The sequence below is a fragment of the Kitasatospora sp. NPDC004799 genome, assembly GCF_040609095.1.
Taxonomy (GTDB): Bacteria; Actinomycetota; Actinomycetes; order Streptomycetales; family Streptomycetaceae; genus Kitasatospora.
Genome location: NZ_JBEXJK010000275.1, coordinates 1 through 10953, shown reverse-complemented (window position 1 = coordinate 10953; position 10953 = coordinate 1). Strand labels below are relative to the sequence as shown.

At 74.6% G+C, this 10953-nt stretch carries 8 protein-coding genes; 5 read left to right on the top strand and 3 right to left on the bottom strand.

Going from position 1 to position 10953, the window contains the following annotated elements:
* Positions 1–682 (top strand): MFS transporter (locus ABZW03_RS28305; RefSeq protein WP_355264117.1); only part of this gene is annotated, 682 nt, incomplete at its 5' end.
* Here ABZW03_RS28305 and ABZW03_RS28300 read toward each other — a convergent pair.
* On the bottom strand, positions 649–1497 hold the full coding sequence (locus ABZW03_RS28300; protein ID WP_355264114.1) for a PaaX family transcriptional regulator C-terminal domain-containing protein: 849 nt from the start codon (positions 1495–1497) through the stop codon (positions 649–651). The genes ABZW03_RS28305 and ABZW03_RS28300 overlap by 34 nt on opposite strands.
* A 69-nt stretch (positions 1498–1566) precedes the next feature.
* On the opposite strand from ABZW03_RS28300, the gene ABZW03_RS28295 reads away from it, so the two are divergent.
* From ABZW03_RS28295 to ABZW03_RS28285, 3 genes are all read left to right on the top strand, one after another.
* Complete coding sequence (locus ABZW03_RS28295; protein WP_355264111.1) at positions 1567–2607, top strand: alpha/beta hydrolase; 1041 nt, start codon at positions 1567–1569, stop codon at positions 2605–2607.
* Between the two features lie 6 nt (positions 2608–2613).
* Positions 2614–3798: a saccharopine dehydrogenase NADP-binding domain-containing protein gene (locus tag ABZW03_RS28290; protein WP_355264108.1), complete on the top strand. Its 1185-nt coding sequence runs from the start codon at positions 2614–2616 to the stop codon at positions 3796–3798.
* Positions 3799–3903: 105 nt separating this feature from the next.
* Positions 3904–7368, top strand: a complete 3465-nt coding sequence (locus tag ABZW03_RS28285; RefSeq protein ID WP_355264106.1) for a hypothetical protein — start codon at positions 3904–3906, stop codon at positions 7366–7368.
* 45 nt (positions 7369–7413) lie between these two features.
* Here ABZW03_RS28285 and sigJ read toward each other — a convergent pair whose 3' ends face one another.
* Positions 7414–8337: an RNA polymerase sigma factor SigJ gene (gene sigJ, locus ABZW03_RS28280; protein WP_355264103.1), complete on the bottom strand. Its 924-nt coding sequence runs from the start codon at positions 8335–8337 to the stop codon at positions 7414–7416.
* Between the two features lie 193 nt (positions 8338–8530).
* Between sigJ and ABZW03_RS28275 the strand changes: the two genes are divergently transcribed.
* The gene (locus tag ABZW03_RS28275; RefSeq protein ID WP_355264100.1) at positions 8531–8947 is read left to right on the top strand and encodes a hypothetical protein; all 417 of its coding nucleotides are present in this window, start codon (positions 8531–8533) and stop codon (positions 8945–8947) included.
* Positions 8948–9000: 53 nt separating this feature from the next.
* On the opposite strand, the gene ABZW03_RS28270 is transcribed toward ABZW03_RS28275, so the two are convergent.
* Positions 9001–10953 (bottom strand): alpha-galactosidase (locus ABZW03_RS28270; protein WP_355264097.1); only part of this gene is annotated, 1953 nt, incomplete at its 5' end.

Here is a 10953-nt window from a genome sequence, read left to right as displayed (position 1 = left end):
GGGGGGGGGGCGGCCGCCGCCCGCCGACGACCGGGCCGCCTTCCTGCGGCTGTCGCTGGCGGTGGTCTGCCGCTCGATCGCCTTCGTCGGGCTGAGCACCTTCCTGTCGCTGTTCACCGTCCAGCGCCTCGGCGGGGGGCCGGCGGCGGGCACCGCGGCGCTGGTGGTGCTGTACGCGGGCGGCGCGGTGGGCTCGGTGCTGGGCGGCGCGCTGGCGGACCGCTGGGGGCGGGTCGCGGCGGCCCGCCGGTCGTACCTGGTGGCGGCGGCCGCGGTGGCCGGGGTGCTGCTGCTGCCGGGCCCGCTGCTGTACCTGTGCGTGGCGCTGGCCTCGGCCGGGCTGTACGTGCCGTTCTCGCTGCAGGTCACCCTGGGGCAGGACTACCTGCCGTCGCGGGTCGGCACCGCGAGCGGGATCACGCTCGGGCTGACGGTGAGCGTCGGCGGCCTGGCGAGCCCGCTGATCGGCGGCCTCGCGGACGCCACCTCGCTGCGCACGGCGCTGCTGCCGCTGGTGCTGATGCCGGTGCTGAGCTGGGCACTGTTCCGCACGCTGCCCGAGCCGCTCGTGCCCGAGCCCGTCGCGCCGGAGCCGCCCGAGCCGCCCGTCGCGCCGGAGCCGCCCGGGCCAACGGTGCCGCCGACAGGTCAGGACGCGACCGACGCGACCACCTCCGCGTAGGCGTCGAACAGCCGGGGCGCGCCCGGCCTCGGGTCGGCGAGCAGCAGGGCCCAGCAGCGGGCGACCAGCGCGCGGGCCCCGGTGCCGGGCCAGGGCTGCGGCAGCAGCTCCGGGGGCAGCAGCGGGTCGGGCTCGCTCGCCTCGGTGAAGACGGCGGCCAACTCGACGGCCACGGTGAGCAGTTCGGTCTCCGACAGGCCGCCCGTGGTGAGCCGGTCGAGCTGCTCGGCGGCGAAGCCGGCCAGCCGCCGGTGGCCCTCGGCGACCTCGTCCAGCGGCCACCAGCGGCCGGCGAGCTCCCGGGGCTCCGCGGTGTCGCCGGTGTGCAGGTCGCGGGTGCTGAGCAGGGTGAGGTTGCCGAGGACGCCGAGGGCGCCGGCCGCCTCCCGGACCTCCGGCTCCCAGGGGTGCGGCGAGACGTAGAGCCCGTTCTGCACCGGGGCGCCGCCGAGCCGCAGCAGCGCCTCGCGCAGCCCGTCGCGAGCGGTGCGCTCGCGTTCGGGGACGGCGAAGCCGGCCAGGTGCCAGGTGCCGTCCCAGGGGGCCTCGCCGCGGTCCTGGGCGTACATCAGGGCGAGGTACCGGACGTCCGGCTCGATCTCGCGGCGGGTCGCGGCGGTGGCGCGCAGCAGCGCCCGGCGGCCGCGGCCCTCCTGGACGAACCGGCCGTCGGCGGTGAGGCGCCGGATGGTCAGTCGGACCTGCTGGTCGCTCATGCCGAGCCGGCCGGCCACGGCGTAGAGGTCGCCGCAGTCGACCGTGCCGTCGGCGCGGACCATCGCGTCCACCAGCACCCGGGTGGGGATCTCCTGCATGGCGATCATCCTAGTGCGTTCATATCTGCTACGGTCGTTTTCAAAACGATCGATGGGAGAATGAACGAAATGAAGCTCTCCGGAAGGCGGGGCCGCCGGCTCTGGGGGCCGCTGCTGGCCGTGGCCGTGCTGCTGGCCGGCGCGGGCGGCTGGGTGGTGTACCAGAACGAGTACGACCTCGTGGAGGAACGCGTCACCGTCACCGGCGGCCGGCAGCCGCTCCAGGGCGTGCTGGCCCGCCCGACCGGCGGCCACGGACCGTACGGGCTGGTGGTCTTCGTGCACGGTGACGGGCCCGTGGACGCCACCCACGACACCTTCTACCGGCCGCTCTGGGAGGCGATGGCGAAGGCCGGGTACGCGACGCTCTCCTGGGACAAGCCGGGCGTGAACAACGCCCCCGGCGACTGGCTGGACCAGAGCATGCAGGACCGCGCCGACGAGGTGCTCGCCGCGATCCGCTGGGCCAAGGGCCGGCCGGGCATCGACCCGGACCGGATCGGCCTCTGGGGCGCCAGCCAGGCCGGCTGGGTGATGCCCAGGGCGGCCCGGCAGTCCCCGGACGTCAAGTTCGTGATCGCCGTCGGCCCCGCCGTCAACTGGCTCCAGCAGGGCCGCTACAACCTGCTCGCCGAACTCCGGGAACGCCACGCCCCGCCCGCGGAGACGGCGGCCGCCGTCGCCCGCAGCGACCGCAACCTGGCCGCCCTGCGGGCCGGTTCGACCTTCGAGCAGTACCGGGCCGCCGGCGGCGACACCGAGGGGCTGACCCCCGAGCGGTGGGCCTTCAACAAGCGCAACTTCACCTCCGACGCCACCGAGGACCTCGCCGCCCTCCGGGTGCCGGTGCAGCTGGTCCTCGGCGGCCGGGACGTCAACGTCGACAGCGACGACACCGAAGCCGGCTACCGCCGCCTCGTCACCACCCCGGGTCTGCTCCAGGTGCTGCGCCTCCCGGACGCGACCCACACCATGGTGCCGAAGGACGTCGAGGACTCCGAACTGCGCAGCACCGTCCTGGCCGTCGCCGCGCCGCGCTCGCTGTTCGCCCCCGGCTACCTGGACGGCATGCGCGACTTCCTGACCTCGCTCGACCGGCGGAAGGGCTGACCCGCGATGAGACTGCTGGCCCTCGGCGGCGCCGGCGCGATGGGCCGGGTCGCCGCCCGGGTCGCCGCCGCGCTGCCCGGCGTCCACGAGCTGGTGGTCGCCGACCGCGACCTCGACGCCGCCCGCCGCACCGCCGCCGCGCTGGCCGCCGGCGCACCGGTGCCCGTCCGCGCGGCCCGGGTCGACGTCACGGACGGAGCGGGGCTGCACGCCGCCCTCGCGGAGGCCGACGCCGTGCTCAACACCGTCGGCCCGTACTACCGCTACGGCCTCGACGTGCTGCGCGCCGCGATCCGCACCGGCACCCACTACCTGGACATCTGCGACGACTGGGAGCCCACCGCCGCGATGCTGGAACTGGACGGCGAGGCCCGCGCCGCCGGGGTCCGCGCGGTGCTCGGCACGGGCGCCAGCCCCGGCGTCAGCAACCTGCTCGCCGCCCGGGCCGCCGCCCGCCTCGACACCCTGACCGACCTGTACACCGCCTGGCCGGTCGACGTCGGGCCCGAAGCCGGCTCCCCGCCCGCCGACACCCCGCCGCGCGACCCGGGCGGCGCGCCCTCGGCCGCCGCCGTGCACTGGATGCAGCAGATCAGCGGCACCGTCGCGGCGGTGGAGGGCGGCCGGCTCGTCCGGCGGCCCCCGCTGCGCCCGGTCGTCCTCGACCTGCCCGGCGGCCACCGCGGCACCGCCTACACCGTCGGCCACCCCGAGCCGGTCACCCTGCACCGCAGCCTGCGGCCCGGCGGCGACGCGGCCGACCTGATGGTGGTGAGGGCCGGCACCGCCGCCTACCTGGACGTGCTGCGCGACGACCTGGACGCCGGACGGCTGACCAACGAGACCGCCGCCGCGGACCTCGACCGCCCGACCGTGCGCCGCACCCTGCGGGCCGCCGCCCGGGCCGCCCGCTTCCGCGGCCCGGGCACCCTCCCGCCCTTCTTCGCCGCCGCGACCGGCATCCGCGACGGCCGCCCGGCGGCGGTCCTCGTCCATCTGAGGGGAGCGGACGGGCTGCTGGCGGACATGGCGGAGGCGACCGGCGTCCCGGCGGGGCTGGGGCTGGCCCAGGTGCTGGACGGGACGGTGGGGCCGGGGGTGCATCCGCCGGAGGCGGTGATCGACGGGGGCCGGTTCTTCGCCGAACTGGCCCGGGAGTGCCCCGGAGTGGAGGTGGTGGAGGAGCTGTAGGCGGGTCCCCGCGGGGCGGAGCCGCTGGGATGAGGCCGCGTTTGCCGCCGAGGCCCCCTTGGCAACGCATCACGGCATTCGCCGCCGATGCCGTGGAGGCTTCGCATGACCGACACATTGACGCACCTCGTCCCCGCCCGGATCGAGGTGACGGACTCGCTCAGCCGGGACGTCGTGACCACGACGGGCGTCCACGTGGACGCCCGTGCCGGACGGCGCCACCTGGTGGCGCCGTTCCACAACTCCGCGCTCACCAGGCCCCGGGAGGGGCTGCGCCACGAGGCCCTGGTGATCACTCCGACCCCGGACGGAGCCCGCATGGTCCACCTGACCCAGGCCGACGACGGCAAGGGCCCGCGGTGGGCGTCGAAGGAGGTGTTCGCCGAGGTCTGCGCGAAGGCGCCGCCCAGCGCGGTGGTCGTGGTGCGCGCACCGCGGTGGAACGTCCAGGACGTGCCGCGGGACGTGTGCGTGTTCATCGGCGGCGGGAAGGTGTACGCCTCGTCGCTGGCGGCGGACGGCCGGACCTGGGACGCCCCGACCGAACTCCCCGACCTCACGGGGGCGTCGGGCCTGACCGTGACGCACTCGACCTTCACCGGCCCGGTCGGCGGGCCGCAGTTCCTGCCCGTGGTCTCGGTGGTCTCCGGGGCCGGCGGGGCCAGGACCGTCGCGTGCCTGAGCCCCACCGAGGACGGGGGGCTGTCCCCGGTCTGCTCCTACCCCTCCGCCGAGGAGGCCTCCCACACGGTCCTGCTCCGTGCCGCCTCCGCGGACCTGCGGCGGACCACCTGCGCGTACACCCGGGCCGAGGCACCGGGGCCCCTGGTCCTGTGCGTGGACGACCGCGAGCAGAACCCGAGGGAGTACACCTATCCGGGGCAGGTGGACCGCGTCGTCGCGGCCGCGGCGGACGTCGACCGGGCCTTCTTCCTGGTCCAGGAGCTCTCCGGGCAGCTGCACAGCTGGGTCCTGACGGCCGGCGGCGCGCAGGTCCTGGACCCGAAACCGCTGCACGCCCCCGGAGTCCGCTTCCGCCACGCCGTCGTCGAGAACGCCGGGACACCGGGGAACCCGCTGTGGTCCGTGTACGCGGTCGACGAGCAGGACCGCCTGTGGGCCGTCCACCAGCACGACACCAGGCCCTTCCTGGAGGACGGCACCCCCCACTGGTCGCCGCCGATCCCGATCGACCGGAACGTCGCCGGGTTCGGGGCGGCCCATGACACGGCCGACTGCACCTCGCTGTTCCACTACCACACCGGCCAGGACGCCCCGGAGCTGCGGCTCGAGGTCCAGGACCACGCCACCGGGACCTGGCGCGAGAACGAGGTCCGCGTCCTCGGCGGTACGGCCTTCGAGGTGACCCGCCACCGGGTGGAAGCCCTCGTCGTCACCGCCGAGGGCGTGCCCCTGCCGAACTGGCCGGTCGAGGTGACCACGGCCCCGGAGTCGGCCCCGGTCGAGGTGACCTGGCGCGGGAACGCCCACCACCTGAGTGCCGGACCCACGGGGATGACGACCGATCCGACCGGCCGGATCACCCTCACCCTGGTTCCCACCGGTCTCGTGGCGCCCCGCCTGCTGATGCGGGCCAAGGGGCTCGACACGCCGTTCACGGTCCAGCCCGCGCTCGCCGTCCACCGCTACCTGTCGGGAGACGGGCGGCTCAACCCGACCGACCCCGGCGGCGGCCTGGCTCCGTTCAAGGGCGCCGTGCTGGCGGCGGCGACCACGCGGGACCCCACGCCCGAGCCCCTGGCCCGGCTGGCGGCGGCGAGTCCCGCACTGGCCGACAAGGCGGCCACCTCCGTCCAGAAGGTCGCCCTGCTCGGGATGGACCCGGACCGTCCGATGACCGACGCGGAACTGGGCTCCGGCCTCATTCCCGTGCGCGAGACGGTGGTCCACTCCCTCAGGAACTGGTTCACCGACGGGTGGAACTCCGTCACGCGCACGGCCGGGAGCGCCTGGCGCAGCATCAGGAACGGCGCCTCGGCGGTCGTCGACTGGGCGCGGGACCAGGCGAAGCGGCTGTGGCAGCTGACGATCCGGATCGGCGAGAACATCGTCCACGAACTCCAGCTGGTGGAACAGGGGTTGGAGACCGCGGGCCACTTCATCGCGAACGTCTTCCACCAGATCGAGGCCGCGATCGAGAAGGTGATCGACTGGCTGAAGGCGGTGTTCGGCTTCAAGGACATCTGGGAGACCAAGATGGCCCTGGAATCGGCGCTCAAGGGCGTCGTCGCCTCCGTCTCCGGCGGTCTCAAGAGGCTCGGAGCCGGTGCCGACACCTGGCTGAACGGCCTCGACCAGCAGGTCGAGACCGCCCTGGACGCGCTCGCGGGACAGGTGAAGGGCACCAGTCTGAACCAGCTGAAACGCGACAAGGCCCACCCGCTACTGGGCGGGGGCTCCTCCGGCGGCTCGTTCACGTCCGTCGTCGGCGTCCACCACAACTGGATGATGGACAAGGTGCAGTCCGCCGAGCCGGCGATCCCGGCGGCCAAGGGCGGGACTCCGACGGACACCTTCGTCACGGCCCTGACGGCCGCTGCCACGGCGTTCCTCGAGGCCGCGACGACGACCTGGACGAGCCTCCAGTCGATGCTCACGACCCAGACCCTGGCCGACCAGGGGCTCGACGGCCTGATCGACGGGCTGCGTTCGCTCGCCCACGCCGCCGTCACCTTCGCCAAGGCCCTGCTCGACGCCGCCGTCGGCCTGCTCCTCGACGGCCTCGGAGGCGTCGTCGACCTGCTGACCACCGAACTCGACCTCGGCCCGCTCAACACCGTGTGGGGATGGATCGCGGACCTCGCCGGACACGGGGACGACTCGGCACTCACTCCGGCCGCCCTCATCGCCCTGCTCGCCGCGTTCCCGCTCACCATCGTCTACAAGCTCGTCAAGGGCCACGACCAGGCTCCCTTCCCCGGCGGCGAGCTCCCCGACTTCGGCCTCGTCCACCAGGGGAAGGCGACCGCCGCCGTCGGCGCCCCCGGCCTCGAACCCGGCGGGGGCGGGGACGCGGACCTGACAGTCGTCACCCTGATCGCCGGCGCCCTGACCTACCTGTACGTCATCCCGGTCATCGCGGTCGACATGAGCCCCGAACCACCGCGCTGGCTCAGGGTGGCCGTCGTCGGCATGTCCCTGATCATCGTCGTCCTGGGTGCCGTAGGACAACTGGCCACGACCTCGGGACGGTGGCAGGACGTCCTCCCCTGGATCGGCATCGTGGCGCAGGGGTTCGGCAACACCCTGGACCTGATCCTCCAGGTGGCGGCCGTCGAGGGCATCGACGCCCTCATGCCCCTGGTCTACACCGTCATCGGCCTGATCTGCCTGGTCGTCATCGGCATCGAGATCGGCGACAAGTCCCTCGAGAAGGGCGCGGCGATCGCCGCGGCCATCAGTGGGACCGTCCCCACGGTGTGCGGATTCCTGGGCTGCCCGTTCGTGGCGGAAGCCAGCGGCGAAACGATCCGCGTACTCAGGGCCCTGATCGACACACTGGGCTACGGCATCTGCGGTGCCGCCGAGATGCGTCTCGTCACCACATGACCCACCCGGCTCCCCCGCCGAGGGTCCCGGCGGGGGAGCCGCGGGTCAGCGCGGGTCGTGCTCCGTCCACGGGCGCAGCTTCTCCGGGTTGCGGACCGCCCAGATGCGGGCGATCCGGCCGTCCACCAGCTCGAACGCCGCCACCGTCGCGGTGCGGCCGCCGTACCGGGCGACCAGGCCGGGGCGGCCGTTGACGGACCGTTCGAGGAGCGTGAGCCCGGGCGCCCGGTCGGCGAAGTGCACCAGGTACTGGGCGATCCGCCCGCCGCCCACCACCGGCCGCAGGGCGGCGCCGGCCAGGCCCCCGCCGTCGGCGGTCATCGTGGCGTCCGGCGCGAGCAGACCGACCAGGGCCGCGATGTCCCGGGCCTCCCAGGCCTCCTTGAACTCCCGGACGACGCCGGCCTGCGCGCCGGTCGGCGCCGCCGGGGCCTGCGCGGCCCGGACCCGCCGGCGGGCCGAGGTGGCCAGCTGGCGGCAGGCCGCCGGGGTCCGGCCGACGATCGCGGCCACCTCGGGGAACGGGTAGCGGAAGACGTCGTGCAGGACGAACGCCACCCGCTCGGCCGGGGTCATCGACTCCAGGACGACCAGGAAGGCCATGCTCACCGACTCGTCCAGGGTGACCCAGTCCGCCGGGTCGGCCGGGCCGCCGCTGCCGCCGGCCTGGCCGCCGATCCACTCGCCGCGGTCGGGCAGCGGCTCGGGGATCCACTCGCCGACGTAGCGCTCCCGCCGGGCCCGGGCCGAGCCGAGCTGGTCCAGGCAGACCCGGGTGGCCACCGTGGTCAGCCAGGCGCCCGGCGACAGGACGGCCTCCTGCCGCTGCCGCGACAGCGCGTACCACCGGGCGTACGTCTCCTGCACCGCGTCCTCGGCCTCGGCCAGCGAACCGAGCAGCCGGTAGGCGAGGTTGATCAGCCGTCGTCGCTCGTCGACGACCGCGCTCAGGTCCGGTTCGGTGCTCATGGTCGGTGCTGCCCCCTGCTTCCGTTCGTCCGTGCCGCGTCCGACGGCCGAGCGCGGGTCCCGGTCCGGGACGGAATCCCGCCTCACACTTCGCCGGCCTGTCTCGTCGGATCAGCGGGACACTACCGACCGACCGCCGCGAGGCAGAAGAGGGGAACGCACCATGACCGTCCGGACCAGGGCAGGGGAAACGGTGGAAGCGTCGTCGAAGGCGGTGGTGGAGCGGCGCACCGGCGGCTACCTGCGCGCCGCCGTCGCGCTCCAGACCGTCACGGTCTTCTGCCAGGCGGCCACCGCCGGCCTGCTGCTCTCCACCTCCTACGGCGAGACGCTGCACAGCGTCGGCGCGCGGGTGATGTACGGCGCCTCGATGCTGTACCTGCTCGCCGCCGTCCTGGCCTGGCGGCCGGGCGGCGGTTCGCCCCGCCCGATCCTGTACGCCACCGGCTTCCTGGTGCTCGCCTCGGCCCAGGTCGTGCTGGGCGTCGCGCACGTCCCGTCGGTCCACGTCCCGCTGGGCGTGCTGATCTTCGGCCTGAGCCTGGCGGTGCTGGTACGGATGCCGGCCGCCCGCTCGGTGGGGCGGCCGGCCGGCACCCGGGACCGGTGAGGTCCCGCTCAGGGCTCTCGGGGCTCTGAGGGCTCTGAGGGCGCTCGGGGCTCTCAGGAGCCGAGGGTCCAGCTCTGCCCGGCGGCCGGGCGGGTGGTGACGGGGGTTCCGGCGGTGCCCGCGCCGGCGTCCAGGACGAGGCCGGTGGCGATGTTGGTGACGGTGACGGCGCCGCCGGCCGGGGCCTGGGTCAGCTTCCACTCCTGCCACGGGTTGCCGGGCGCCAGGTCGAGCAGGTAGGCGCTGTCGCCGGCGGAGGCCCCGGCGGAGAGCACGGTGTGCCGGTGGGGCCCGGTGGAGCAGTTGTCGCTGATCCGCACGGTGCCGTCGGGGTTGGAGGCGAAGGTCCACTGCTGCGCCGGGTCACCGGGGCGCACGGGCTCCAGGTCGGTGATCGAGCCGAGCGGCGCGGTGCAGGAGCCGAGTAGCGACAGGGCGAGGCCGCCGCCGGTCGTCAGCGTGTGGAACTTCCCGTCGTCGACGGCGCCCGAACCGCCCGCCGCCCTGGGGGTGAGCCGGTAGAGCGCCGCGCCGTGCGGCGACAGGGCGGCGCCGAGCGGGCCGGTGACGGTCGAACTCGCCCCCGTCCACAGCTCCTTGGCCTGGTAGCCGGAGCCGCCGAGGCCGAGCTCGGCGAGGCTGGTGGCGACGGTGCGGGCGGCCGAAGGGTCCTGGTTGACCAGCAGCACGGCGGTGTCGCCGTCGGCGAGCCGCCGCTCCAGGACGACCGGCGCGCGCCCGTCGGCGGGCGGGGCGCCGACCAGGGTGGCCGGCCTGGCCAGGCTGTCCTGGTCGACGGCGATCACCTCGCGGTTCTTCAGGATCGCCAGACTCGTGTCGCTGATCCCGGTGGACCAGGTGTAGCCGTCCGCGCTGTGCCGGGACTGCGCGGCGGTGCGCAGGTCGGCGCCGGAGATCAGCGGGGCGGCGAGCATGGCGAGCACCGAGGCCTCCGTCCGCGACTCGTCGTCGGTGAACGGCTTGTGGCAGACGCAGGTGTCCGTGGTGCCCCACAGGCCGTAGACGTCGTGCCAGCCGGCGAACATCATGTCCAGGTCGTTCCAGCTGCCCGGGCGGACGTTGCCCGGGTACTCCAGCGCGGTGCGCAACTGCCCGTTCCAGAGCACCCCGTCGAGCTCGCTGCTGCGGTCGCCGCCGATCCGGCACAGGTTCGCGACCTGGCCGCACCAGATGCCGGTGGGCGCGTAGCCGGGGGCGTGGAACGGGGCCGTGCCGGCGGCCTGGACCACCGGGTCGGTGCGGGCCGGGTCGTCGGCGGCGAGCAGGTACGGCAGGCCGGTGTGGACGGGCTGGGCGGAGACGCTGAGGGTGACCTCGGGCCTGCCCTGGGCGGCGGAGGCGGCGTCCAGGGCGCGCTGGAAGGTCTGCACCCGGGTGTAGATCGAGCGGGTCAGCTCCTTGCCCTCGCCCTGGGTCCCGTAGTCGTGGCCGTCCGGTCCGGTGATCGCCGGGCCGTACGGGCAGTCGTCGTACTTGACGAAGTCGACGCCCCAGGCGACGAAGTCGGCCGCGTCGGTGGCTTCGTGGCCGAGGCTGCCGGGGTGCATCTGGCAGGTGAGGTAGGTGGCGGTGGCGTAGAGGCCGAACTTCATGCCCTTGCCGTGCGCGTAGTGGGCGAGGTACTCGATGCCGTTGACGGTGCGCCCGTCGACGGTCCGCGCGGGGAAGGGGTCGGGGCGCGGGACCAGGTGGCCGGAGGTCGGGTCCTCGCCGGTGCCGTCGGTGCCGCTGACCGGCCTCCCGGCGGCGTCGTACAGCTGCAGGCCGCCGTCGGCGTTGCGGACCAGGTCGGTGCTCTGGCCGTCGCGGTGCCAGAGCGACCAGCCGTCGTCGACGGTGACGGTGTCGTAGCCGGCCGCCACCAGGCCGTTGGCGGCCATGAAGTCGGTTGGCACGATGGCGCTGCCGAGGAAGGGCAGGAACTGCAGCGGCATCGGCATGTTGCTGGCGCTCTCGACCGTCTTGGCCACCAGGCCGATGCCGGC

Excerpts from the sequence above, each read along its gene's own strand:
- ABZW03_RS28300 (WP_355264114.1), bottom strand. The coding sequence starts at position 1,497 with ATGCAGGAGATCCCCACCCGGGTGCTGGTGGACGCGATGGTCCGCGCC.
- ABZW03_RS28295 (WP_355264111.1), top strand. The coding sequence starts at position 1,567 with ATGAAGCTCTCCGGAAGGCGGGGCCGCCGGCTCTGGGGGCCGCTGCTG.
- ABZW03_RS28290 (WP_355264108.1), top strand. The coding sequence starts at position 2,614 with ATGAGACTGCTGGCCCTCGGCGGCGCCGGCGCGATGGGCCGGGTCGCC.
- ABZW03_RS28285 (WP_355264106.1), top strand. The coding sequence starts at position 3,904 with ATGACCGACACATTGACGCACCTCGTCCCCGCCCGGATCGAGGTGACG.
- sigJ (WP_355264103.1), bottom strand. The coding sequence starts at position 8,337 with ATGAGCACCGAACCGGACCTGAGCGCGGTCGTCGACGAGCGACGACGG.